This window comes from Marivita geojedonensis, from assembly GCF_002115805.1.
GTDB lineage: Bacteria > Pseudomonadota > Alphaproteobacteria > Rhodobacterales > Rhodobacteraceae > Marivita > Marivita geojedonensis.
Genome location: NZ_JFKC01000002.1, coordinates 167,586 through 191,451 on the forward strand (window position 1 = coordinate 167,586; position 23,866 = coordinate 191,451).

21 protein-coding genes and 1 tRNA gene are annotated in these 23,866 nt (G+C 61.3%); 13 read left to right on the forward strand and 9 right to left on the reverse strand.

Annotated elements, in window-relative coordinates; genetic code table 11:
• Positions 1-33 precede the first annotated feature (33 nt).
• The 3 genes from MGEO_RS03970 (at position 34) to MGEO_RS03980 (ending at position 4,883) form a co-directional block, all read left to right on the forward strand.
• Positions 34-618: a glutathione S-transferase family protein gene (locus MGEO_RS03970; protein WP_085635414.1), complete on the forward strand. Its 585-nt coding sequence runs from the start codon at positions 34-36 to the stop codon at positions 616-618.
• Positions 619-761: 143 nt separating this feature from the next.
• Positions 762-3,530, forward strand: coding sequence for a formate dehydrogenase subunit alpha (gene fdhF, locus MGEO_RS03975; protein ID WP_085635415.1), 2,769 nt, complete (start codon positions 762-764; stop codon positions 3,528-3,530).
• A 153-nt stretch (positions 3,531-3,683) separates the two neighbouring features.
• Complete coding sequence (locus MGEO_RS03980; protein ID WP_085635416.1) at positions 3,684-4,883, forward strand: Zn-dependent hydrolase; 1,200 nt, start codon at positions 3,684-3,686, stop codon at positions 4,881-4,883.
• Between the two features lie 70 nt (positions 4,884-4,953).
• Here the strand turns inward: MGEO_RS03980 and MGEO_RS03985 are convergent, their stop codons facing one another.
• From MGEO_RS03985 to MGEO_RS03995, 3 genes are read right to left on the reverse strand one after another with little or no spacing between them, the layout of a single operon-like run.
• On the reverse strand, positions 4,954-5,511 hold the full coding sequence (locus MGEO_RS03985) for a GNAT family N-acetyltransferase (RefSeq protein WP_332908305.1): 558 nt from the start codon (positions 5,509-5,511) through the stop codon (positions 4,954-4,956).
• A 41-nt stretch (positions 5,512-5,552) separates the two neighbouring features.
• On the reverse strand, positions 5,553-6,254 hold the full coding sequence (locus MGEO_RS03990; RefSeq protein WP_085635417.1) for a response regulator transcription factor: 702 nt from the start codon (positions 6,252-6,254) through the stop codon (positions 5,553-5,555).
• The gene (locus MGEO_RS03995) at positions 6,251-8,137 is read right to left on the reverse strand and encodes a hybrid sensor histidine kinase/response regulator (RefSeq protein WP_085635418.1); all 1,887 of its coding nucleotides are present in this window, start codon (positions 8,135-8,137) and stop codon (positions 6,251-6,253) included. Before MGEO_RS03995 ends, MGEO_RS03990 begins: the two co-directional genes overlap by 4 nt.
• Before the next feature lie 218 nt (positions 8,138-8,355).
• Here MGEO_RS03995 and MGEO_RS04000 point away from each other — a divergent pair, with 218 nt between their 5' ends.
• The 7 genes from MGEO_RS04000 to MGEO_RS04030 all read left to right on the forward strand — a co-directional run bounded on the left by MGEO_RS04000 (position 8,356) and on the right by MGEO_RS04030 (position 15,986).
• Positions 8,356-10,320: an AMP-binding protein gene (locus tag MGEO_RS04000; protein ID WP_085635419.1), complete on the forward strand. Its 1,965-nt coding sequence runs from the start codon at positions 8,356-8,358 to the stop codon at positions 10,318-10,320.
• Positions 10,321-10,465: 145 nt separating this feature from the next.
• A complete protein-coding gene (locus tag MGEO_RS04005; RefSeq protein WP_233139650.1) occupies positions 10,466-11,221 on the forward strand; it encodes an ABC transporter ATP-binding protein in 756 nt (251 codons plus the stop codon).
• Between the two features lie 10 nt (positions 11,222-11,231).
• Positions 11,232-12,185, forward strand: coding sequence for a branched-chain amino acid ABC transporter permease (locus tag MGEO_RS04010; RefSeq protein ID WP_085635421.1), 954 nt, complete (start codon positions 11,232-11,234; stop codon positions 12,183-12,185).
• Between the two features lie 75 nt (positions 12,186-12,260).
• Positions 12,261-12,500, forward strand: coding sequence for a hypothetical protein (locus MGEO_RS04015; RefSeq protein WP_085635422.1), 240 nt, complete (start codon positions 12,261-12,263; stop codon positions 12,498-12,500).
• Positions 12,500-13,729, forward strand: coding sequence for a branched-chain amino acid ABC transporter permease (locus tag MGEO_RS04020; protein ID WP_085635423.1), 1,230 nt, complete (start codon positions 12,500-12,502; stop codon positions 13,727-13,729). Before MGEO_RS04015 ends, MGEO_RS04020 begins: the two co-directional genes overlap by 1 nt.
• Positions 13,730-13,790: 61 nt before the next feature.
• A complete protein-coding gene (locus MGEO_RS04025) occupies positions 13,791-15,089 on the forward strand; it encodes an ABC transporter substrate-binding protein (RefSeq protein ID WP_085635424.1) in 1,299 nt (432 codons plus the stop codon).
• 72 nt (positions 15,090-15,161) lie between these two features.
• Positions 15,162-15,986, forward strand: coding sequence for an ABC transporter ATP-binding protein (locus MGEO_RS04030; RefSeq protein WP_085635425.1), 825 nt, complete (start codon positions 15,162-15,164; stop codon positions 15,984-15,986).
• A gap of 44 nt (positions 15,987-16,030) precedes the next feature.
• On the opposite strand, the gene MGEO_RS04035 is transcribed toward MGEO_RS04030, so the two are convergent.
• Complete coding sequence (locus tag MGEO_RS04035) at positions 16,031-16,849, reverse strand: hypothetical protein (protein ID WP_085635426.1); 819 nt, start codon at positions 16,847-16,849, stop codon at positions 16,031-16,033.
• A gap of 113 nt (positions 16,850-16,962) precedes the next feature.
• On the opposite strand from MGEO_RS04035, the gene MGEO_RS04040 reads away from it, so the two are divergent.
• Together MGEO_RS04040 and MGEO_RS04045 are read left to right on the forward strand one after the other, a co-directional pair.
• Complete coding sequence (locus MGEO_RS04040) at positions 16,963-18,135, forward strand: phenylacetate--CoA ligase family protein (protein ID WP_085635427.1); 1,173 nt, start codon at positions 16,963-16,965, stop codon at positions 18,133-18,135.
• 96 nt (positions 18,136-18,231) lie between these two features.
• Complete coding sequence (locus MGEO_RS04045; RefSeq protein ID WP_085635428.1) at positions 18,232-19,899, forward strand: peptidoglycan-binding domain-containing protein; 1,668 nt, start codon at positions 18,232-18,234, stop codon at positions 19,897-19,899.
• A 3-nt stretch (positions 19,900-19,902) separates the two neighbouring features.
• Here MGEO_RS04045 and MGEO_RS04050 read toward each other — a convergent pair whose 3' ends face one another.
• From MGEO_RS04050 to MGEO_RS04060, 3 genes are all read right to left on the reverse strand, one after another.
• The gene (locus MGEO_RS04050; protein WP_085635429.1) at positions 19,903-20,211 is read right to left on the reverse strand and encodes a DUF4389 domain-containing protein; all 309 of its coding nucleotides are present in this window, start codon (positions 20,209-20,211) and stop codon (positions 19,903-19,905) included.
• Between the two features lie 141 nt (positions 20,212-20,352).
• On the reverse strand, positions 20,353-20,478 hold the full coding sequence (gene ykgO, locus MGEO_RS04055) for a type B 50S ribosomal protein L36 (RefSeq protein WP_008562923.1): 126 nt from the start codon (positions 20,476-20,478) through the stop codon (positions 20,353-20,355).
• An 82-nt stretch (positions 20,479-20,560) separates the two neighbouring features.
• Positions 20,561-20,635: transfer RNA gene (locus MGEO_RS04060), tRNA-Val, on the reverse strand.
• A gap of 146 nt (positions 20,636-20,781) precedes the next feature.
• On the opposite strand from MGEO_RS04060, the gene MGEO_RS04065 reads away from it, so the two are divergent.
• Complete coding sequence (locus MGEO_RS04065; RefSeq protein WP_085635430.1) at positions 20,782-21,645, forward strand: N-formylglutamate amidohydrolase; 864 nt, start codon at positions 20,782-20,784, stop codon at positions 21,643-21,645.
• A 4-nt stretch (positions 21,646-21,649) separates the two neighbouring features.
• Here MGEO_RS04065 and lpxK read toward each other — a convergent pair whose 3' ends face one another.
• Both lpxK and MGEO_RS04075 read right to left on the reverse strand, forming a co-directional pair.
• Positions 21,650-22,642, reverse strand: a complete 993-nt coding sequence (gene lpxK, locus MGEO_RS04070) for a tetraacyldisaccharide 4'-kinase (protein ID WP_085635431.1) — start codon at positions 22,640-22,642, stop codon at positions 21,650-21,652.
• On the reverse strand, positions 22,639-23,865 hold the full coding sequence (locus MGEO_RS04075; protein WP_085635432.1) for a 3-deoxy-D-manno-octulosonic acid transferase: 1,227 nt from the start codon (positions 23,863-23,865) through the stop codon (positions 22,639-22,641). Before MGEO_RS04075 ends, lpxK begins: the two co-directional genes overlap by 4 nt.
• Position 23,866 lies beyond the last annotated feature (1 nt).

Consider the following 23,866-nt stretch of genomic DNA (forward strand, 5'->3'; position numbering starts at 1 on the left):
GCCGGGCAGAGGCCCGGTTTTGGGAGGACGGACATGTACAAACTGGTGGGCAATCGCGCGACACGGGCGTTTCGGCCTTTGTGGCTGCTGGAGGAATTGGGCGTGCCATATGAGCATGTCCCGGCAGCCCCGCGTTCTGACGAGGTGCGCGCGGTCAGTCCCTTGGGCAAGGTGCCGGTGCTGGTGGATGGGGACGACGTAATCGCCGATTCGACGGCGATCCTGACCTATCTGGCGGACAAGCACGGCGCGTTTACGCACCCGGCGGGCACGGTGGCACGGGCGCGGCAGGATGCGTGGACCTTCCGCGTGCTGGACGAGGTGGATTCCGTGCTCTGGACTGCGGCGCGGCACAGTTTCATCCTGCCAGAGGACCAGCGTGTGCCGGAGGTGAAGGACAGTCTTAAAGCGGAGTTTGCCCAGAACCTTGAACGGATTGCCGGTGAGTTGACCTCGGACTTCCTTGCCGGGGATCAACCGACGGTGCCGGATTTCGTCCTGGCGCATTGTCTGGGCTGGGCGCGGAACGCGAAGTTCCCGGATGCGCCGGAGGCTCTGGTCAACTACCTGCGGCGGTTGCGGACAAGACCGGCCTTCGAGCGGGCTGCGGCGCTCTGAGCGAAAGGGCTTCCCGCGCCTCTTCCGAGAGAATTGTTCGCATCGGAAACGGCTCAGCCGCAAATCCGCGCCAAGGTGTCGGGAATGTTGATCCACGCCCGCCCCGATTTGCGGTTAGACTGTCCCCGACAAGGGAGACCGCGATGACTGACACGATCCGCTTTACTCTGGACGGCAAAGAGGTCGAGGCCCAGCCGGGCGAGACCATCTGGGAAGTTGCCAATGGCCGGGGTCTGGTGATCCCGCATCTGTGCCACAAACCGGCACCCGGCTATCGCCCGGATGGCAATTGCCGCGCCTGTATGGTCGAGGTCGAGGGCGAACGGACGCTGGTCGCGTCCTGCATCCGCGAACCCGTCGAAGGGATGGTGGTCACGACCGACTCGCACCGTGCCACGTCGGCGCGCAAGATGGTGGTCGAGATGCTGCTGGCGGACCAGCCCGAGCGCGACGCGGCGCATGACAAGTCCTCGCATCTTTGGGACATGGCCGAATTGAACGGCGTTACGGAGAGCCGTCTGCCGACTTTGGAAGCGGAACGGATCCCGCTTCTCGACGACAGCCATGTTGCCATGCGCGTGAACCTCGATGCCTGTATCCAGTGCGGACTCTGCGTCCGCGCCTGTCGCGAGGTGCAGGTCAACGACGTGATCGGCATGGCAGGGCGGGGGCATGATGCCTACCCGGTCTTCGACTTCGACGATCCGATGGGTGCCTCGACCTGTGTCGCGTGCGGCGAATGTGTGCAGGCCTGCCCGACGGGCGCGTTGATGCCCGCGACCGTTCTCGATGACGCGCAGGTGGGTGACAGTCAGGACTATGACAAGGAAGTAGCAAGCGTCTGCCCATTCTGCGGCGTGGGCTGCCAAGTCTCGCTCAAGGTAAAGGACAACAAGGTTGTCTATGTCGAAGGCATCAATGGCCCCGCGAACGAGGGGCGTCTTTGCGTCAAGGGGCGCTTTGGCTTCGATTACATCCACCACGACCATCGCCTGACCAAGCCGCTGATCCGGCGCGCCGATGCGCCAGCCAAGGGTTTGAACGTCGATCCGAACAATTGGCAGGAGGTGTTCCGCGAGGCGACATGGGACGAAGCGCTGGACTTTGCCGCCAAGGGGCTGAAGGGCCGGGGACGCGAAGTGGCGGGGTTCGGGTCGGCCAAGTGTACGAACGAAGAGGCGTATCTTTTCCAGAAGTTCATCCGTCAGGGCTTTGGCCACAACAACGTCGACCATTGCACGCGGCTGTGCCATGCGTCCTCGGTGGCGGCGCTGCTGGAGAACGTCGGATCAGGGGCTGTGACGGCCACGTTCAACGAGATTGAAAACGCCGATGTGGCCATCGTGATCGGCGCGAACCCGATCGAAAACCATCCCGTCGCGGCGACCTATTTCAAGCAGTTCGCCAAGCGTGGCGGCAAGCTGATCGTCATGGACCCGCGCGGTCAGGCACTCAAGCGCCACGCGACGCACATGCTGCAATTCCGCCCCGGCGCGGACGTTTCGATGCTGAACGCGATCATGCATGTGATCGTCGAGGAAGAGCTTTACGACCGCCAGTATATCGAGGCCTATACCGAGAACTGGGAGGCCGAGAAGGCGCATCTGGCGGATTTCGCGCCCGAGAAGATGGCCGACATTTGCGGCATTGACGCCGAGACCCTCCGCGCGGTGGCGCGTGATTTTGCCAGGGGCAAGGCCGGGATGATCTTCTGGGGCATGGGTGTCAGCCAGCACATCCACGGTACGGACAATTCGCGCTGCCTGATTTCCCTGGCGCTGATGACCGGGCATGTGGGCCGCCCCGGTGCCGGGCTGCACCCGCTGCGCGGGCAGAACAACGTGCAGGGCGCGTCGGATGCGGGGCTGATCCCGATGTTCCTGCCGGATTACCAGTCGGTCATGGATGACGGCGTGCGTTCCGCGTTTACCGAGGTCTGGGGTTCGGAGGATTTCTCGAACCAGAAGGGCCTGACCGTCACCGAGATCATGGACGCGGTCCACGAGGGTTACATCAAGGCGATGTATATTCTGGGCGAAAACCCGGCAATGTCGGACCCCGATGTGGAACATGCGCGGGATGCTTTGGCCAAGCTCGATCATCTTGTGGTGCAGGACATTTTCCTCACCGAGACGGCCAACTATGCCGACGTGATCCTGCCGGCGTCGGCCTTTGCCGAAAAGTCTGGCACGGTGACGAACACCAACCGTCAGGTGCAGATGGGTCGTCCTGCTGTCACGCCTCCGGGTGAGGCGCGCGAGGATTGGGCGATCACCACGGAACTCGCGCGGCGTTGTGGGATGGAGTGGGGGTATGACAGTCCCGCCGATGTGTTTGCCGAGATGAAGCTGAACATGCGGTCTTTGGAAAACATCACCTGGGACCGTCTGGCGCGGGAAAACGCGGTGACCTATCCCTCGCTGTCGCCCGAGGACCCCGGCCAGCCGATCGTGTTCGGCGATGGCTTCCCCCGCCCACAGGGCCGCGCGCGGTTCACGCCTGCGTCCGTGATCGCGCCTGACGATGTGCCGGATGCGGATTACCCGATGATCCTCACCACAGGGCGGCAGTTGGAGCATTGGCACACCGGGTCGATGACGCGGCGATCTGCGGTGCTGGACGCGGTGGAGCCGGAGGCGAACTGTTCGCTGCATCCGAGCACGCTGCGCAAGCTGGGCGTCGAACCCGGTGGGCATGTTCGCCTGACGACCAAGCGTGGGTCTGTTGTGGTGATGGCCCGTGCCGATCGCGCGGTGGCGCCGGACATGGTGTTCCTGCCGTTTGCCTATGTCGAAGCGGCGGCGAATATCCTGACTAACCCGGCGCTCGACCCCTACGGCAAGATCCCCGAATTCAAGTTCTCGGCGGTTCGTGTCGAAGCGGCGGATGCGGGTGCGGTGGCGGCCGAATAAGCCTTATCGAGCGCTGACGCACGCAGGTTTTCTCGGCCACGGGCTTGCACCCCGTGGCCGATCTGCGTTTTGGTGAGGTGACCCGATTGGCGGGGCTGCTGCCTGTATCGCGGTCGGATTTGCGTATTTGGAAAGAGAAAAAGGGACAGGGTCATGTTGCCTGTGAACCCGGAGCGATTTTTGGCGGACCTGCACATGTTGCGGAGTTTTGGCGCGGCGGGTGTCGGCAAAGGGGTTGTGCGACCGGCCTATTCCGATGCCGATATTGCGGCGCGCGCATGGTTGGCAGAGCGGATGCGCGAGGCTGGCCTTGCGGTGCATGTCGATCCGGTCGGGTCCGTGTTTGGTCTGGCCGAGGGTCGGTCGCTCTTGATGGGATCCCATTCCGACAGCCAGCCAGAGGGCGGTTGGCTCGACGGCGCGCTGGGTGTGATTGCGGCGCTGGAGGTGGCACGTTCCTCGGTCGAGGCAGGTGGTCCAGCGGTGTCTGTCGTATCATTCGAGGATGAGGAAGGCCGGTTCGGCGTAACAACCGGGTCGGCTGTCTGGTCCGGGAACCTGCCTTTGGCGAAGGCAGACGGATTGACGGACCGGGACGGCGTGACCTTTGCGGACGCGCGGGCGCGGATGCCGGGGCGGTCGGAGGGGTTTGTCGACCCCAGCCGATTCAGCGGGTTTCTCGAAATGCATATCGAGCAGGGTCCGGTGCTGGACCGCGAAGGTGAAGCCATTGGTGTGGTCGATGCCATCGTCGGCATCCGTGATATGAAGATCACCTTTGTCGGCGAGCAGAACCATGCGGGCACGACCCCGATGCAGGGGCGGCGCGATGCGTTTCAGGCGCTGTCGCGGTTCAATACGCTGATTGCAGAGCGGTTCGCCAATGTGGTCACGCCAGCCACGGTCTGGACCATCGGGCATGTTGCGCTGCATCCGAACGCGTCGTCGATCGTGCCGGGAAAGGTCACGTTTTCGATGCAGTGGCGCGATGGCGATGCGGACCGGTTGAAGCGAATGGAAGCCATCATCCGCGAGACCGCTGAAGAGGTGGCTGCAAAGCGCGGCTTCGATCTGAGTTTCGGGCCGATGCTGGGCTTGGAGCCGGTGGATATGGACGCCCGCTTGCGCGGTGCACTCGAAAGTGCGGCAGTGGCCGAGGTGCCGGGGCGGTGGCGGAGCATGCCGTCAGGCGCGCTCCATGATGCGACCAACGTGTCGAAACTGATGCCGGTCGCGATGCTGTTTGTGCCCTCCATCGGCGGGATCAGCCATGCCTTTGGCGAAGACACGGACGAGGCCGATCTGGTGACCGGGTTGAATGTCTTGGCACGCGCGGTGGACGCTTTGGGATAACCGGGCGTTTCATGGTACCCTCCGTCAAGACTGGATAGGGGGTGCGGATGGATCTCACGGCGATGGCGTTTTACGCTCTGGTGTGCGGTAGTCTGGGAGCTTTGGCTCCGCGGCTCGAGCGGTTCTGGCTGCGGTTTGCCGTTGCGGCGGTGGTGGGCATCGTGGCGGCGGCTGCGCTGCCAGCGATACGTGGGGCGCTTGGGATCTGATCCTGAACGGCTTTGCTGAACGTGATCGATGTTGGCCGGGTATACCCATCATGTGTGGTTCGACCGATCTCGCGAAACCCCATTGCCGTAAATGCGAGATGGTTCTCTGTCAGTTCAACGCGGGTCTGCACCTCGATGCGGGGAAGATGCAGTGCCCGCGCCCGCTCTTCGGCGAGTTGCACGAGGCGATGGGCCAACCCTTGTCCTCGGGCTTCAGCAGCAACGGCAAGCTTGCCAAGATAGAGGCAGTCGGCTTTCGGGGTCAGGAACACGCACGCCAATGCCCGCTGGCCGATGACCCAGATCTCTCCTGTCTCAGCCTGGGTTGCAAGCGCCTGAGGGGTAAGGCGATGCATGGAAGAGGGCGGGTCTATGCGCCCATCCATGTAAGCAAAGGACGTGCGGATCAGGGACAACACGTCAGACAATGCTGGATCGTCGGGTCCGAGCCGACTTGGCGTCAGGTCCACGTGACATCGCCCAGAAAGATATATCCAGCGCCGTAGATCGTTTTGATCAGACGGGGATTTTTCGGGTCTTCGCGCAGTTTGGTGCGCAGGCGCGAGATGCGCACATCCATCGCGCGGTCGAAACTGTCGCCCGCCGCACCGCCCAATGTGTCCTGCATGTAATCCCGTGTGATCAGCCGGTTTGGGCTTTCGAGAAACAGCCGCAACACCTCGCCTTCGGCATGGGAGAACGGCGTTTCCGCGCCGGTTTCGTCCTGAAGTGTGTAGCGGTCGAAATGCGCGGTCCAGCCGTTGAACCGTGCGGTTTGTCCTGTCGGTGCGGGGATGGCGCGGGTACGCAGTCTGGCACGCACTCGGGCGACGACCTCGGCGGGGTCAAAAGGTTTGATGATGTAGTCGTCGGCGCCGAGCTCGAGTCCGGTGATCTTGTCCTGAACCTGCGCGCGGCCCGAGATGATAATGACGGTGGCCCCTTGCTCAAGTGCGAGCCGGTGGACAAGGCTCAACCCATCGCGGTCGGGCAGACCCAGATCGACAAGGCAGACATCAGGCGTGCTTCTGCGAAGCGCGGCTTCGAATTCTGCGGCGCGGGCAAAGCTCTGGGTGTCGTAGCCGGCGTCCTCCAGCGCTTCGGACAGCATGGTCCGGATCGCGGGCTCGTCATCGAGGATGGTGATCAGCGGTTTCGTCATGTCGGATTGGCCTCATGGCCGAGGAACGTGGCCAGATCGGGTTTCGAAAAGGGTTTTGGCAGAACGGCGGTTCGCGCCACCGCATCCTGATGGCGCGGGTCGGACCCGGGAAGCGAGGTCATCAGATAAACGGGTTTGTTCGGCAGGGCGGATACCAGTTCCGTTCCAAGTGTCGGTCCTTCCAGGGAAATGTCCGACAGCACAAAGGCAATGTCCGGTACACCCTGCGCCAGTGCGAGCGCCTCATCCACGGAAGTCGCTTCGATGACGCTGTGACCGAGGCTTGTCAGCATTTCACGGATCGTCGCGCGCAGATCGGGGCTGTCTTCGACCAGAAGAACAAGTTCATTGCCAACATGCTGCGCTGCGTGACGCAGGGGCAGGCGCAGAGTGACGCGGGCTCCGGTTGCGGTATTGCCTATGCGAAGCTGCCCGCCTGCCAACTTCGCCATATCATAGACCATGGACAGGCCCAATCCGGATCCACCATCGCCCTTGGTGGTGAAAAACGGATCGAGCGCGTGTTTCAGGGCATCGTCGGAAAAACCGGAGCCGGTGTCCTCAACCGTAAAGTCGATCCATGTATCGCGCACTTCAACCGCGGTTAGATGGATCGTACCGGTTTCTCTACAGGCGTCACGGGCGTTCAGGATCAGGTTGAGAAGGCTGTCCTGAAGCTGGCCAGCATCCAAGAGCGCGCGCTCCTTGATGGGGCAATCGACCCTCAGTGTGATGCTTTCGGGAAGCGATGGAGCTGCCAGAGTGTGCAGATCCGACAGAAAACCCGCCACATCGAGCGGTTCCGGCCGCCAGGCCCGGTGCGCCGTAATATCTGCGATCCGATTGAGCAGATTGCCACCTCGGCGCGCGGCCTGAAGGGTGGCTGTGATCAGCGGTTCGGCGTCGGATGGCAGATCCATCCGGGCGAGCTTCGACTGCATCCCGAGGATGATGGTCAGCAGGTTCGAGAAGTCGTGCGCGAGGCCGGAGGTCAATTGCGCCGCCATTTCCCGGCGACGCGTCTGTTGCAGCGCGGCACGCGCCTGCGTTTCTTCGGTCACATCCATCGACAGGATGTAGACGCCGTTCTCGGATTCGTCTGGAGTAAACGCAACGCGGATGCGGCGTGAACTCATCGTATCCGTGAACTCGAAGGTCGAAGGGTCACCCGCAAGTGCCATTTGCAGATGTGGCAGAACGCGGGCATAGGCGTCACGGCCCAGCGCTTCCGAGATATGAAGCCCGACAATCTGCGATGGACGCCCAGGCATCACGTTCGACAGGCGGCGGTTGGAAAACGTATAGCGCCCGGCACTGTCCACATGAGCGATATGGGCTGGCATCATCTCGGTTGTGAGACGGGTGCGGGCCTCCATCTCGGTGAGTTCGCGCTGCGCTTCTTCCAGCGCGGACACGGTCGCCCCCAGTTTTCGGTTCGTTGCGGCCAGTTCTTCCGACCGTGCAAGGACTTCTTCCGACAGCATTTCGGATCGGGTTCTCAGCAGTTGTTCCTGGGATTTGACTTCGGTTATGTCAGTATAGACGGTGACCCAGCCACCCTGTGGCAAAGGCGCGCCTTCGACGCTGATGGTCCGACCATTTGCGCGGGTACGCTCCATGTAGTGCGGCTGGAAGGCGCTGGCCTGCTCGACGCGGGCGGCGGTAAAGCTTTCGGGATCATCGATTTCGCCATATTCGCCACGGGCGACAAGGTGGCGGATGGTGTCCTCGAAATCAGCACCCGGTTGCGTCAGTTCCTGAGGCAAGTCGAACATCTCTGCAAAGCGCGCGTTGCAGGCGGCGAGCTTCAGGTCACTGTCATAGATCGACAGCGCCTGTCCGATCAGGTTAAGCCCGGCCTGGATGAGTGCGTCGGTTTGCATGGAACGGTGTCCGAAACGAAATCCTAGGTCCTCTGGCTAGCACCGGACGGGCGCGGCGCAAAGCCTGCCGATGCCGCTGTTACAATTCGTAAGGATTGAGAAAACTTCAGGAAAAAGTTGACCCCCAACCTGCCTTCTGTCCAATCTTGAGACAGAGTCGCGAAAAGCGATCGGTTCGGGGAAAGCCCGGGCAAAGGGAGGAAAATGCTTTGGCACACATGACCGAGGGCGCAGAAGGTCTGCGCTCGGTTCCTGCGCTTTTGGCGCGTAATGCATCGCGGTATGGCAACTCACCGGCCTACCGCGAAAAGGAATATGGTATCTGGCAAAGCTGGACCTGGGCCGAAACGGCGCAGGAGATCGAAGCGTTGTCGCTGGGTCTGTTGAACCTGGGGGTGAACGAAGGCGATTTCATCGCGATCATCGGACGCAACCGTCCGTACCTCTATTGGTCCATGGTTGCCGCTCAGTCAGTCGGAGCGATCCCCGTGCCGCTCTATCAGGACGCGGTTGCCGAAGAGATGGAATACGTGCTTGGCCACTGCGGAGCGCGCTTCGTGATCGCGGGCGACCAGGAACAGGTCGACAAGGTCATCGAGATACAGGACGACCTGCATCAGTTCGAGCACATGATCTACCTCGACCCACGCGGTCTGCGGAAATACGATCATACGCGCTTGCACCAGTTCAGCCACGTTCAGGATCAGGGCCGCGCGGCCTATGACGAGTTCATCAAGGAGCTCGAGGCGCGGCGGGCCAAGCTGGACTACGACAGCACCTGCGTGATGCTCTACACCTCGGGTACAACGGGCAAGCCCAAAGGTGTGGTCCTGTCCAACCGCAATATCATTGAGACAGCCAAGGCGTCGTCGGAGTTTGATCACCTGCGGGCCGATGACGAGGTGCTGGCCTATCTGCCGATGGCCTGGGTGGGCGATTTCATCTTCTCCATAGGTCAGGCGTATTGGTCGGGCTTCTGCGTAAACTGCCCGGAAAGTCCGGAAACCATGATGACGGACCTGCGTGAAATCGCGCCGTCCTACTATTTTGCGCCGCCCCGCGTTTTTGAGACGCAGCTGACGCAGATCATGATCCGCATGGAAGACAGTGGCGCCTTCAAGAAGAAGACCTTCGATTACTTCATGGAGCATGCCCGCAAAGTTGGACCTGCAATCCTCGATGGACACAGCGTTGGGCTCTGGGACCGGCTGAAATACAAACTGGGCGAGGTGATGGTCTATGGCCCGCTGAAGAACGCGCTGGGCTTCTCAAAAGTGCGGGTCGGCTACACGGCGGGCGAGGCCATTGGCCCCGAAATCTTTGATTTCTACCGGTCTTTGGGCATCAACCTGAAGCAACTCTACGGTCAGACCGAAGCGTCGGTTTTCATCACCCAGCAGCCGGATGGCGAGGTTCGGTCGGACACGGTTGGCGTGCCGTCACCGGGTGTTGAGATCCGTATCGCCGACAATGGTGAAGTGTTCTACCGCTCGCCCGGCGTATTCGTCGAGTACTACAAGAACGCGGAGTCGACGGCGGATACCAAGGATTCCGAAGGCTGGGTCGCCACGGGCGATGCCGGGTTCATCGAAGAAGCCACCGGCCACCTGCGGATCATCGACCGCGCGAAGGACGTGGGCGCGATGGCGGATGGTGCGATGTTCGCGCCGAAATATGTCGAGAACAAACTCAAGTTCTATCCCAACATTCTCGAAGCTGTGGTGTTCGGTGCCGGGCGTGACCGCTGCTGCGCCTTCATCAATATCGACCTGACCGCGGTCGGCAACTGGGCCGAACGCAACAACATCGCTTATGCGTCCTATCAGGAACTGGCCGGCCACAAGCAGGTGCTCGACACGATCCAGGCGCATATCGAAGAGGTCAATGCGAGCATCGCTCAGGACGAAATGCTGTCGGGCTGTCAGGTGCACCGCTTCCTCGTCCTGCACAAGGAGCTTGACGCGGATGACGGCGAACTGACCCGGACCCGCAAGGTGCGTCGCAAGATCATCGGCGAAAAGTTCGAGGATCTGGTGAACGCCCTCTATGACGGATCGACCTCGGTCTACACAGAGACAGAAGTCACCTACGAGGATGGGCGCAAAGGCAAGATCAAGGCAACGCTGGAAATCCGCGATGCCAAGGTTGTTCCGGCGACGACGCAGCGGATGGCGGCGGAATGATGGCGTGCGCACATAATCTTCGTACGAAGATTATGCCGACCGAGAATTTTCGTACGAAAATTCTTGTCGAAACAGAAAGGGTTGAGCTGTGAAAGACACCGAAGGATACGTTACCGCAGACGGGCGTCAGATCGGCGGCACTCTGATGGAGATGCGCAACATCACTCTGCGCTTCGGCGGTGTTGTGGCCATTCAGGACATCAGCTTCGACATCCGGGAAGGCGAGGTGCGGGCCATCATCGGTCCCAACGGAGCGGGCAAATCGTCCATGCTCAACGTCATTTCGGGCTTCTACACGCCTTCCGAAGGCGAGGTCTGGTACAAGGGTGCAAAACGCCCGCCGATGAAGCCGTTCGAGGTCGCGCGCCAGGGCGTTGCGCGGACCTTCCAGAACATCGCTCTCTTTGAAGGCATGACGGTGCTCGACAACGTGATGACCGGGCGTCTGACCCACATGAATGCCGGGATCGCGTCGCAGGCGCTCTGGTGGGGTAAGGCCCGCGACGAGGAAATGGAAAACCGCGAAAAGGTCGAGCGGGTGATCGATTTCCTTGAAATCCAGAACATCCGCAAAACCCCGGTGGGCCGTCTGCCCTACGGTCTCAAGAAAAGGGTCGAACTGGCACGCGCGCTGGCGGCAGAGCCGTCGATCCTGCTGCTGGACGAACCGATGGCCGGGATGAACGTCGAAGAGAAAGAGGACATGAGCCGCTTCATCCTCGACGTGAACGACGAATTCGGCACCACGATCTGCCTGATCGAGCATGACATGGGGGTCGTGATGGACCTCTCCGACCGTGTGGTCGTCATGGATTACGGCAAGAAGATCGGCGACGGCACCCCGGACGAGGTGCGCAACAATCAGGATGTGATCGACGCCTATCTTGGCGTGCCGCATTGAGGGAGCAGACATGCTGAACGACATTTTCATCGCGCCCTTCGTGGACATGTTCACCGCACCGGATTTCCTGATGCAGGTGCTCTGGGAAGGTCTGGTGTCAGGCATCCTCTACGCGCTGATCGCGCTAGGTTTTGTCCTGATCTTCCGCTCGAGCCGCATTTTCAACTTTGCGCAGGGTATCATGGTGGTGTTCGCCGCCCTGACGCTGGTGGGTCTGTTCGCCATGGGCATTCCCGCCTGGATCAGCGTGGGCCTGACGCTCGTGGTCATGTTCGTGCTGGCGGTGGCCATCGAACGGGTGGTGCTGCGGCCCCTTGTGGGCCAGCCCGACATCATTCTCTTTATGGCGACGATCGGGATCACGCTCTTCCTCATCGGCTTTGGCGAGACGATTTTCGGCGGCGAAAACAAGGTCATGATCACCGAAGAGCTAGGCATCCCGACCGGCGACACTGTCTTGGAGCCGTTTGGTGGCCTGCTGATCCTTCAGCACCTCGACATCACCGTTGTGGTCGTTGCGACGCTGCTGGTGCTGGGGCTCCTGGCCTTCCTCAACTACACCCAGATGGGCCGCGCCATCCGCGCACTGGGCGATGACCACCAAGCGGCGCTGTCTGTCGGCATCAGCCTTCAGACGATCTGGGTTCTGGTCTGGTTCATCGCTGGCATCATCGCGCTGGTCACGGGCATTGCCTGGGGCGCGCGGGCCGGGGTCAGCTTTGCGCTTGAAGTGATCGCATACAAGGCGCTGCCGGTTCTGATGCTGGGTGGGCTTGAATCGATCACCGGGGCCATTGTCGGCGGTCTGATGATCGGCATTCTGGAAAAACTGTTCGAGATTTACTGGGGTCAGCCGCTGCTTGGAGGCAACACCGAGACATGGTTCGCCTTCGTGCTGGCGCTGATCGTGCTGCTCTTCCGTCCGCAGGGTCTGTTCGGAGAACGGATCATCGAACGGGTCTAGCGCAGCGCGGGGCGCGCTGTTCGACACCTACCACCATCGGTGCGTGAGGATCACGCATCAAACGAGAGACAAGACATGGCAAAGCTGATCGCAATTCTGAACGTCATCGCATGGTCCGGCTTCTGGGCCTTCGGATACCTTGCCCTGTCGAGCGGGTCAGAGGCGGGCAGCCAGACGCTTGTCGCCATCCTTTTGGCGGCGCTTGGCGGTGCATTGGGGCTCTGGGCCTATTTCTGGCTTATCCGTCACAGTGAGGCCACCGGCTACGCCAAACCACGCAATCGCGTGACGATCAAGGAAGAGGAGACCGCCTGATGCTCTACCGCACGGCTGGCCAGTTCAAGACGAGCTACATCGCTGATCAGGCCCTGTTCCCGGTGAAGCAGGACGCGTTTCTGCTGGGGATCATTCTGGCGCTCGCCTGGATTGTGTTCCCGCTCACTGCGTCGGAATTCACCTTCCAGACCCTGCTGATCCCGATCCTGATCTACGCGCTGGCTGCGATGGGTCTGAACATCCTCACCGGATTTGCGGGCCAGCTCAGCCTCGGGACCGGCGCCTTCATGGGCGTTGGGGCCTATGCGTGCTACAAGATGGTCACGCTGATGCCGTGGATGAACCCGATCGTGGCGATCCTGCTTTCGGGTGTGTTCAGCGCCGGGATCGGTGTGGTCTTCGGCATCCCCAGCCTGCGGATCAAAGGGTTCTACCTCGCCATTGCCACGCTGGCTGCGCAGTTCTTCCTTGTCTGGCTGTTCGAGAAATGGGCGTGGCTCTACAACTACAACGCTTCCGGCGCGATCCAGGTGCCGAACCTCGAGATGTTCGGCGTCTTCGTGTCCGGCCCACAGGCGGCTTCGGTGACCGAGTATTACATCGTGCTCTTCGTGGTCACGCTGCTGACGCTTCTGTGCATCAACCTGACCCGCGGCAACCTTGGCCGCACGTGGAAAGCCACACGCGACATGGACATCGCGGCGGAACTTATCGGGATCAACCTGATGAAATCCAAGCTGACCGCCTTTGCCGTGTCGTCCTACGTGGTTGGGGTGGCTGGCGCGCTGTACGTCTTCATGTGGAAGGGGGCCGCCGAACCCAACGTGTTCGACATTCCGCTGTCCTTCCAGGTGCTCTTCATCGCCATCATCGGTGGTCTTGGATCGATCATGGGCAACTACCTTGGCGCGATCCTGATCGTGGGTCTGCCGGTTGTGCTCAACGTCGTCGCCGGCACGCAGGTGTTCGAAATCTCGACGCCGTCCGCCATCCTGCTGGTCGCACTGATCGCGGCTGCAACCTTCCTTTTCTGGGTGGCGCGCAGCCTGTGGGGCGTGGGCGCCGCCATCGGCTTTGGCGCGGTGACGCTGATCTACGGCTACGCGCAGCTTCAAGGCTTCCGCATCGACTCTGCCCTGATCGAACATATCAACGTGATGATCGTTGGCGGCCTGATCATCTTCTTCCTGATTATCGAGCCTCACGGATTGAACCAGCTTTGGCGCCTGATCCGTGAAAAACTGATTATCTGGCCATTCCCGCACTGAGGCGGGTGGGCCCAAGACCAAGAAACACAAGCACCATGACAGTTCCAATGGGAGGACAACCATGAAACACTTCACCAAACTGGCGATTGCTGCGGCACTCGGTACCGTGATGGGCACGGCGACCGTCGCACAAGAGCTCTACACGCCGAACCTCGCCTACCGGACCGGCCCGTTTGCCGCGACAGGTATTCCGCTGATGAACGGTCAGGCCGACTACATGACGCTCCTGAACGAGCGCGATGGTGGCATCGGCGGTGCCAAGATCGACTTCGAAGAATGCGAAACCGGCTACTCCACCGAAAAAGGTGTGGAATGCTACGAAAAGACCAAAGGCAAGGCCATCGTGACCCAGCCGTGGTCGACCGGCATCACGCTTCAGGTTCTGCCCAAGACCAACGTCGACCAGATTCCGATCCTCGCGCCGGGCTACGGCTTCTCGCCGATGGCAGACGGCAAGGTGTTCCAGTGGGCATTCAACGTCCCGTCGGGTTACTGGGACGCGGCGGACATGATCGTTCAGTATCTCGAACAGGACGGTTCGCTCGAAGGCAAGAAGATCGCCTTCCTCCACCTCGACCACCCCTACGGCAAAGAGCCGCTTCCGCTGCTTGAAAAGCTGGCGGGTGAAAAGGGCTTCGAGCTGCTGCCGATCCCGGTTGGTCTGAAGGAAATGCAGAACCAGTCCGCACAGTGGCTGCAGATCCGTCGCGAGCGTCCCGACAATGTTGTGATGTGGGGCTGGGGCGCGATGAACGCCGGTGCCATCACCGAAGCGGTGAAGACCAAGTACCCGATGGAAAACTTCATTGGCGTCTGGTGGGCCGGTCACGATGCGGACCTGAAGCTCGTTGGCGACGACGGCAAGGGCTACAAGTCGATCTCCTGGTCCTTCCCGAACCAGGATGCTCCGGTGATGAAGGAACTCAAAGAGCGCGTGTTTGACGCCGGTCTGAGCCAGTCCAACGCAGAAGAAATGCAGGGCGTATTCTATGGCCGCGGAGTGGTCATGTCGATGATCCTGTCCGAAGCCATCCAGGGCGCACAGAAGAACTTCGGCACCACCGAAATCGATGCGTCGCAGCTGCGCTGGGGTCTTGAGAACCTGAACATCACCGAAGAGCGTCTGGAAGAGCTCGGCATGGCCGGCATGGTGCCGCCGTTCTCCACCTCCTGCGCCAACCACACCGGTCACTCCGGTGGCTGGATGCTGGAATGGGACGGCTCCAAGTTCGTGAAAGCGTCTGACCTGCTGAAACCGAACACCGACAGCTACGCCGACCTGATCGCAAGCGCGGCGTCCGAATATGCGACCGCAAACGCACCTTGGGCGATGAACGAAGAGTGCTCGGCCACAAACTAAGGCCACACAACGTCACCGGCGGCACAGGCTGCCGCCGGTGATTTCCCCGAAATTTTATCACTTGGTAAAATCATGCTGGACGCCACACGCACAGACGAGACCCTGCTTGAGGTCAACAACATCGAGGTGATCTACAATCACGTGATCCTCGTCCTGAAAGGTGTGAGCCTGTCGGTGAAGAAGGGCGGCATCACCGCGCTGCTGGGCGGCAACGGCGCAGGCAAGACAACCACACTCAAGGCGATCTCGAACCTGCTGCACTCCGAGCGCGGCGAGGTCACCAAAGGCTCCATTATCTACCAGGGCGAACGGGTACAGGATCTGGACCCGGCCGCATTGGTCAAGCGCGGCGTGATCCAGGTGATGGAGGGGCGCCATTGCTTTGGTCACCTGACCGTCGAGGAAAACCTGCTGACCGGGGCCTATACCCGCAAGGATGGCAAAGGTGCCATCGAAGCCGACCTCCAGATGGTCTACGACTATTTCCCCCGCCTCAAGGAGCGCCGCAAATCGCAGGCTGGCTATACCTCGGGCGGTGAACAACAGATGACGGCAATCGGTCGCGCGCTGATGTCGCGTCCTGAAACCATTCTTCTGGACGAACCGTCCATGGGCCTTGCGCCGCAGCTGGTCGAGCAGATTTTCGAGATCGTCAAATCGGTCAACGAGAACGAAGGCGTGTCCTTCCTGCTGGCCGAACAGAACACCAACGTCGCCCTGCACTACGCACATCAGGGCTACATTCTGGAAAACGGCCGCGTGGTGATGGACGGCCCCGCTGCCGAGCTGCGCGAGAACCCCGACGTGAAGGAATTCTACCTCGGCATGTCGGACGAGGGCCGCAAGTCATTCCGCGACGTGCGCAGCTATCGTCGCCGCAAACGCTGGCTGGCCTGATGTCTGGCGTACCAACTCGGAGACGTGCGACCCTGTTGCAATGCTCAGGCGTGGATGGTCTCGCGCATCTCCCGGATCAACTCCAACGCTTCGTCGCGCGTGTTGCGGATGTTCGGACGAAACGACTGCGTTTCGGCACGCATACGGATGTCCTGTTCGGTCTCGGATCCCGCCGCAAAGCGAACCGACCCGAGAGAGGCGGCCTCGTTCAGCTTTTTGCCCCTGTGGGCGTAAGCGACCCACGCCGCCGGGTAAATCTGGCATCCGTTAAGGTTCACAAGGAAAAACCATTTCCTGTCTGTCGCTTTGATACGCTCTTCGATGTGGTCGTAGAAGCCGTTCACATCGGCGGAGTGATGGAACGTGAAGTGCGAGAAATCCGCCTCCATGATCTGTGTCTCGGGATCAAAGCTGATGCGACGCCGGAAATCCGCGTCGGAGTAGTTGGGGTCATGCTGAACCCGCGGCCTCCGCTTCGACGGCATTTCCGCGATCCGGGCAAGCGCGTCTGCGCGGTTCGTAAACAGGTTGGGGTTGAACGCCTCGGTATTGGCGTCGCGTTCGATCTGCTTCCGGGTGATCTCCGACGCGTCGAAACGTACCGACCCCATGGAGTGCGCAAGGTTCAGCGACCGGCCCCTGCGGGAATACGCAAACCAAGCAGATTGGTCGATGCGCGTGTCGCACAGATTGACAAGGAAGAACCAAAGCTCTTCGCCGGTTTCGGCAATGCGCTCCTCAATCCGGTCGTAGAACCGGTTGACCGTCGCGCTGCTGTCAAAATCGAACCCCGAAAAATCTGCCTCCATGACCTGAATGTCATCGTGAAACACAATGCGCCTGTCGAGATCTCTCGTCGGCATGGCACCCTCCCTTACAAATACCGCTGCCCGGATTTTAGGCGGTCGGTTTTCAACGAGCCTTGCGGCAGATCAAATTGGTCTGGCGACGCAGGCGCAAACCAGTCGAGGACAGCATGACACAGCATTTTGATGCGCTCGAAACCCGCAGCGCCGACCAACGCGCGGCCGAACAGCTTGACGCGCTGAACGCTCTGTTGCCAGCGCACGGGATGGATTCGCTGACGGATTTGGCCGATCTCGCCAAGTTGCCGGTTCTGCGGAAATCGGACCTGAGCCAGAGGCAAAAGGATACGCCTCCGTTCGGCGGGCTTCCGGTGTCGAATCTTGCGCATATCTTCCAGTCTCCCGGTCCAATCTATGAACCCGGTGGCGTGAGTCATGACTGGTGGCGTATGGGGCGTTTCCTGCATGCGGCTGGCTTTGGCACGACCGACATCGTTCAGAACTGTTTCGGCTATCATCTGACACCAGCGGGAATGATCTTTGAGAACGGTGCGCGGGCCGTCGGCGCGGTGGTGCTGCCGGCCGGTACCGGCCAGACCGAACTTCAGGTTCAGGCAGCGCACGATGTCGGTGTGACCGCCTATGCGGGTACGCCGGATTACCTCAAGGTGATCCTTGAAAAGGCTGACGAGATGGGCGTTCGGCTCGGCATCTTGAAAGCCGCTGTCTCGGGTGGGGCGCTCTTCCCGTCGCTTCGCGAATGGTACGCGGATCGCGGGATCTCCTGTCTGCAATGCTATGCAACGGCCGATGTCGGCCATATCGCTTACGAGACCCAAGCGATGGAAGGCATGATCATCGACGAAGGCGTGATCGCTGAGATTGTCACGCCCGGCACCGGTGACCCGGTGGCAGACGGCGAAGTGGGCGAAGTGCTGGTCACGTCTATCAATCCCGACTATCCGCTGGTGCGGTTTGCGACGGGTGACCTTAGCGCGATGATGCCGGGGCAAAGCCCCTGTGGACGTACCAATGCCCGGATCAAGGGCTGGATGGGCCGCGCTGATCAGACCACCAAGATCAAGGGCATGTTCGTGCGCCCCGAACAGGTGGCCGCACTGGTTGCCAAACATGCCGAAATCGACCGTGCCCGCGTCGTGGCCAGCCGCGATGGCGAGATGGATGTGATGACCGTCCGGATCGAAACCGCTGCGGACGACGCGGCGCGGTTCGAGTCCAGCATCGTCGAAACGCTCAAGCTCAAGGGCCGTGTCGAGTTGGTGCCGCCGGGGGCGTTACCGCGCGATGGCCTCGTGATCGAGGACGCCCGCAGCTACGATTGATGCCTCTGCACCTGTGACTCCAGCGAAAAAAGCGCGCGCTATTGGATAACTTTCGCGGTTCGTGCGTTACTCTGTCGACAGGACGGAGGACCACCCATGAAACGACTCGCGTTTTCGATTTCTGCAGCGCTTGCGCTGGCCGCACCGGGATCGGCAGCGGCCGGCGATCTACTGATCATCGGAAACAGCGATCCGGGCCTGCTGCAACGGCTCGCGGGTGCTGCGGATATGGCGGGCATCCGGGCATCATTCGAGGACCGGGGCACCGAAGTCAGCCTGACCACTGCAGCCGACGCCGATGCCATGCGCACCGCATTCAAAGACTTCGCCGACCGGCTGGACGCCGCGACCGACGAGATCGGGATTCTGCTGACAGGGCGCTTCGTCTCGACAATTGCGGGCAGTTATCTCCTGCCTGCGGGCATGGAGGACACCCCGTCCCTGGCCCAGGTGGTGACCGAAGGTTTTCCGCTCGATGCAGTCTACGCGGTTGCGGCGCAATACCCGGGGCGTGCGCTGCTTGTGCTGGGAGAGGTTGAAACCGACGCCACCCTGCCAGAAGGGGTGGCGGTCACCCTGCAGCTCCGTGACATTCCGCAAGGCGTGACCGTTGCGATTGGCCCGGCGGGGGATGCGGCGCGTTTTGTCGACCGGCTGTCTGCGGCCACTGGGGAAGACGTGCTGCCTCTGGCCCGCGCGGAGGGATTGAGCCTTCAGGGGTTTGTTCCGCCGGAACTGCCAATGTTCGCCGGAGAAGATGTTTCTCTCCCGCAAATTACGCCAGAGCCGGACACTCAGGCCAGGGAAGCGGCGGACGCCGCCGCATGGCAGGAAGCTGTCTCGTCTGACACCGAGGCTGGCTACGACACCTACCTCGCCGCCTTTCCCGAAGGTCGTCATGCAGGGGAAGCGCGTCAAAGACTGACAACCATCCGGTCAGAGCCGTTTTACCGGGAAAAACAGGCCGAAGCGGAACTGGCCCTGTCGCGCGACGCGCGGCGCGAGATTCAGCGGGATCTTTCGCTGCTGGGTTACAATACACGTGGCATCGACGGGATCTTTGGTCGCGGTACGCGCGGTGCCGTCACGGCGTGGCAGAACGCAAATAGCCTGACAGCGTCAGGTTATCTGAATGCCGATCAGATCGCGCGGCTTGACGCACAGGCCGAACGGCGTGCGGCGGAACTGGAAGAGGAAGCGCGCCAGAGACAGGCTGAACTGGAACGGCAGGATCGGACATTCTGGTCGGAAACCGGAGCGCAGGGAGACGAGGCAGGCTATCGTGCCTATCTGAAGCGGTTCCCGGACGGGCTCTATTCCGAGGTCGCGCAGCAGCGTCTCGATGACATCGAGGCACAACGGCGGGCTCAGGCCGAAGACGAAGATCGCCGCCGCTGGCAGGCTGCCCGCGAACAGGATACCGAAGCGGGATACCGCGCATATCTGGCAGAGCGTCCCAACGGAGCATTCGTCGAAGAAGCCCGTGCGCGGATCGATTATTTCAATCGCAACTCCGAACAGATTGCCGTTCAGCGACAGGCGCAGGCCGAAGAAGCCGCGCTGAGCCTCAACGCCACGGCGCGCCGTCTTGCCGAAGCGCGCCTTGCGGAACTGGGTCTCAGGCCCGGTGCGGTGGACGGCACTTTTGATGAGGACACCCGGCGTGCGATCCGCCGGTATCAGGACGCGCGGAAACTGCGGGTGTCGGGCTATCTCGATCAGGCGACCGTGGTACGACTGATGGCGGATACGATCCTGCGCTAGACCTCAGTCAAGCTCGGTCCAGGGCCAGGGTTTCACATTGCTTGCTGCCGTCTGATACCGCGCGGCCTTGGCGATCCAGATGCCAAGGTCGGTCCCGAACTCGGCGAGCCGCTCATTGGGCTGTTTATTGTTCACCAGCATGATGATGAACTGAATGACGGTCATGACCCCCAGCACGGTCTGCGCGACAGAGATCATGAGCGCGATCAGGATCATGTAAAGCAATCGCTCGGGCAGGCTGTCGGTCTTGTCCGGTTCGGTTTGCTCGCCGTGCAGGCGGCCTGAGACCTTATTATCGTCAGCCTGTGCCATCGTGGTGTCCTTGCAACGCAATATATGCGCCAGACGATACGGGATTCGGTGACGAGACGCCAATCCTGCGCATTGTCACAAGCCGCAAAACAAAAAAGCCGTCCCAAAGGACGGCTTTCTCGCAAAATCTGCGGGTTCCGCTTAGCCCTGACGGGCTTTGAACCGACGCTGCGTCTTGTTGATGACGTAAACGCGGCCCTTACGGCGCACAACGCGGCAGTCGCGATGGCGGTTCTTCAGCGAACGAAGCGAGTTCTTGACCTTCATCGGGTCTCTCCTCTTATCGCGGCGCGCGAGCGCCTTTGTGGTTGCGGGTGCCCCGAGCCTTGGCCCGAGACGGCGAATTCAATGGTGGGCGATACAAGGTTCGAACTTGTGACCCCTTCGATGTCAACGAAGTGCTCTACCACTGAGCTAATCGCCCTTTGAACCGACCCGATTCACGTACCCCAAATAAAAGGGGCGCGTGAAGCCGCGCCGGTGGAGCGGTCTATAAAAGGAGTCGGAACGGGGATCAAGGGCTTTTGGTCATAGAAAAAATCGGTCTATGTTGATCCATACGGAGAGCCCATGCCAAAAGTCGCGTATCACCTTGTTCAGCCTGAAGCCCACACCTCGCGGGTGATTTTCGCGTCGCCGCATTCCGGCCGCGACTACAGCTGGAATTTCATGCGCCACACGGATTTGGACGAGGTCACGATCCGTTCATCCGAAGACGCGTTTGTGGACCGGTTGTTCGATTGCGCCCCGCAATTCGGCGCGGCTTTCATCAAGGCGGGCGCGCCGCGTGCCTATATTGACCTCAATCGGTCGTCAGAGGAACTGGACCCGGCGCTGATCGAAGGTGTCCGACGGCAGACCCATAACCCACGCGTGGCGTCAGGCCTTGGCGTGGTGCCCCGTGTCGTCGCGAATGGCCGTCCGATCTACCGTGGCAAGCTGCCTCTGGCCGAGGCCGAGCGCCGCATCGCGCAGTTCTGGCATCCCTATCACGAACAGCTTCGCAGGCTGATCGATCAGGCGCACGCCCGGTTCGGTGAGGCGATTCTCATCGACTGCCACTCAATGCCGCACGAGGCGTTGGACGGAGTGGCAAAAACCACCGCGCGTCGCCCGCAGATCGTGATTGGCGACCGCTTCGGCGCGTCGGCCAGTCAGGCGGTCGTGGACCAGGTCGAAGCGGCTTTCACGGATGCCGGACTGGTGGTGGCGCGCAACACGCCATTTGCGGGCGCTTATATCACGCAGGCATACGGACGCCCGTCCCGCAATCAGCACGCTGTGCAGATCGAGATCGACCGCTCGATCTACATGGATGAACGCGCGATCCGGCCCAATGCGAATTTTCACAATTTCCGCAAGCTGCTGCGCAGCGTGATCGCCGAGATTGCCGCAACGGGTCAGGCGGACGATATGCCGCTCGCCGCAGAGTGATCTCTCAATCGAACAGCGCGGCCAGCGTATCCTTCAGAAGAGCCACCTCCGTCAGGCTCAGTCGCACCGGCACTGTCAGCACCTTCATCCGGTAGCTCTGTGGCAGGCGCACGGCATCTTTTTCCGTTGTCACCAGTTGTGCGCGTGCGGCGGCAGCATCCTTTTCCAAACGTCCCAACAGCGCCGTGGTCAAAGGCTGATGGTCATCGAGCGCGCGGGTCTCGACAACCTCGGCTCCCAATTCCCGGAGTGTCAGGAAGAATTTCGCAGGATTGCCGATCCCCGCAAAAGCGAGGCAGCGCAGTCCCTCCCACTCCATTCCGGTCTGAAGCGGGGCAAGCTGGCCCGTGATATGCGGAACAGAGATCTGGGTGCCCCATGTGTCGTGGAACTGCGCCTGCGCGGGGTCAGGCCCGATCGACAGCACAATATCGGCCCTCTTCATCGCCGTCGAAACCGGTTCCCGGAGCGGTCCTGCCGGAATGCAGCGGCCATTGCCGAAGCCTTGCGTGGCATCAACCACGATCAGGGACAGGTCTTTTTCAAGGCCTGGATTCTGCAACCCGTCATCCAGCAGGATCACGTCGGCTCCGGCCTCGCTGGCCGCTCTCGCACCGGCGGCGCGGTCTCGCGATACCCAAACCGGTCCGAATGCCGCCAGAAGCAGCGGTTCGTCTCCCGCTTCATCGGCAGAATGGCGGCGCGGGTCGACCTGAACCGGTCCTTCCAGCGACCCGCCATACCCGCGCGACACCACGTGGGCCGTTCTGCCCATGTCCGCAAGCAGTTGCATCAGCGCAATCACGGTTGGCGTCTTGCCTGTGCCCCCGGCATTGACGTTCCCGACACAGATCACTGGTACCGAAGCCCGGAAAGGCGTTCCGCGACGCAGCCGTTGGGCGGTCAGTGCAGCGTAGAGTGCCCCCAGCGGGGCAAGAAGACGTGCCTGCCATCCCGGCGCGTCGGGTGGGTTTTGCCAGAACGACGGCGGTCTCATCGCGCTCCCTCCATCGCGTCCAGCCATTCGTTGATCTGGTCCAGAACCAGATCAGCTGTCTCGGCCCCCGCCGAAACGACGTTCCAGCCGGCATGAGCCATCGCGGCAGCACGGTCCGGTGCAATAAGGTGCGAAACGGCCGCGCTCAGCGAATCCATGTCTTTCACGATCCGCGCGGCGCCGGCAGCCACCAGCCGGGAATAGGCGTCGAGGTGTCGGCCCACATTCGGTCCATACAGGATCGCCGATCCCAGAGCAGCGGCCATCATCGGAGACTGCCCCCCGGTCTTGCCAGCCAGTGATCCTCCCAGAAAACACAGCGGGGCAAGCCTATACCACAGACCCAGTTCGCCGTCGTCTCCAGCAAGCAGAACCTGCGTATTTTCGTCCGGCATGTCGCCGTTTTCCCAGCGCGCCAACCGCAAACCGATGTCCTGACACATCTCTGCAATCACCGGTTCATCCGCCGGGTCCGCCGGAACGACAATCAGAAGCAATCGATGTGCCAGACGTGCAGCGCGACGGTGTGCCCGCAGAACGTCATCTGCTTCGTCCAGCTGAATATTCGCGGCCAGCCAGACCGGTCGCCCTGCCAGTACCGCCGTCATCTCCTCGTGCAGACCGTCATGGCTGGTCAGTGGAAATACCTCGGGTTCGAGTGGTGACGCGAACTCGATCCGATCGGCAGGAACGCCAAGCCGTCGCATGCGGGACGCAGCCTTCTTGTCCTGCGCGAGGATGTTGTGAAACAGGCTGAGCGCTCCGGCAGACGCATCCGGCAGAAACCTTTTGGACGGCTGCCGCCACGGCGCATCTGTGGCATCGACCAGAAGCAGATGAGTCCCTGCCGCTTCGGCCTCATGGATCAGGGCAGGCCGCAACCCGTTTCCCGCCCAGATGAGCATGTCCGGCTTCCAATGGCTCAGGAAACGATTCACATCGCTGAGGGTTTCTGACGGTGGCGGCCCAATCACATACCCGCCCGCCTCGAACACCTCCGACTCTGCTGCATCACAGGTCAGCAGGAGCGAAAAATCGGTGCGCTGCTGCCTCAGACGCCGGTTGAGAGTCAGCAGGGTTTCAATGCGGCTTCTCGTGTCGCTGTGGAGCCAAAGCAATGGGCCTAACGGTCGCTCCGGCCAGCGTGCGGCCTCTGCGATCAGCCGATCTGCACCGCGCGCCAGCGCCAGGTAGGCGGTCAGACTGAACGGTCTGCGCGCCAAA

Coding starts and splice junctions, on each gene's coding strand:
- lpxK (WP_085635431.1), bottom strand. CDS start 22,642: ATGAGACCGCCGTCGTTCTGGCAAAACCCACCCGACGCGCCGGGATGG.
- MGEO_RS04045 (WP_085635428.1), top strand. CDS start 18,232: ATGAAACGACTCGCGTTTTCGATTTCTGCAGCGCTTGCGCTGGCCGCA.
- MGEO_RS04000 (WP_085635419.1), top strand. CDS start 8,356: ATGACCGAGGGCGCAGAAGGTCTGCGCTCGGTTCCTGCGCTTTTGGCG.
- MGEO_RS04040 (WP_085635427.1), top strand. CDS start 16,963: ATGACACAGCATTTTGATGCGCTCGAAACCCGCAGCGCCGACCAACGC.
- MGEO_RS04050 (WP_085635429.1), bottom strand. CDS start 20,211: ATGGCACAGGCTGACGATAATAAGGTCTCAGGCCGCCTGCACGGCGAG.
- MGEO_RS04030 (WP_085635425.1), top strand. CDS start 15,162: ATGCTGGACGCCACACGCACAGACGAGACCCTGCTTGAGGTCAACAAC.
- MGEO_RS03990 (WP_085635417.1), bottom strand. CDS start 6,254: ATGACGAAACCGCTGATCACCATCCTCGATGACGAGCCCGCGATCCGG.
- MGEO_RS04020 (WP_085635423.1), top strand. CDS start 12,500: ATGCTCTACCGCACGGCTGGCCAGTTCAAGACGAGCTACATCGCTGAT.
- MGEO_RS04005 (WP_233139650.1), top strand. CDS start 10,466: ATGGAGATGCGCAACATCACTCTGCGCTTCGGCGGTGTTGTGGCCATT.
- MGEO_RS04015 (WP_085635422.1), top strand. CDS start 12,261: ATGGCAAAGCTGATCGCAATTCTGAACGTCATCGCATGGTCCGGCTTC.
- MGEO_RS03970 (WP_085635414.1), top strand. CDS start 34: ATGTACAAACTGGTGGGCAATCGCGCGACACGGGCGTTTCGGCCTTTG.
- ykgO (WP_008562923.1), bottom strand. CDS start 20,478: ATGAAGGTCAAGAACTCGCTTCGTTCGCTGAAGAACCGCCATCGCGAC.
- MGEO_RS04035 (WP_085635426.1), bottom strand. CDS start 16,849: ATGCCGACGAGAGATCTCGACAGGCGCATTGTGTTTCACGATGACATT.
- fdhF (WP_085635415.1), top strand. CDS start 762: ATGACTGACACGATCCGCTTTACTCTGGACGGCAAAGAGGTCGAGGCC.
- MGEO_RS03980 (WP_085635416.1), top strand. CDS start 3,684: ATGTTGCCTGTGAACCCGGAGCGATTTTTGGCGGACCTGCACATGTTG.
- MGEO_RS04025 (WP_085635424.1), top strand. CDS start 13,791: ATGAAACACTTCACCAAACTGGCGATTGCTGCGGCACTCGGTACCGTG.
- MGEO_RS04065 (WP_085635430.1), top strand. CDS start 20,782: ATGCCAAAAGTCGCGTATCACCTTGTTCAGCCTGAAGCCCACACCTCG.
- MGEO_RS03995 (WP_085635418.1), bottom strand. CDS start 8,137: ATGCAAACCGACGCACTCATCCAGGCCGGGCTTAACCTGATCGGACAG.
- MGEO_RS04010 (WP_085635421.1), top strand. CDS start 11,232: ATGCTGAACGACATTTTCATCGCGCCCTTCGTGGACATGTTCACCGCA.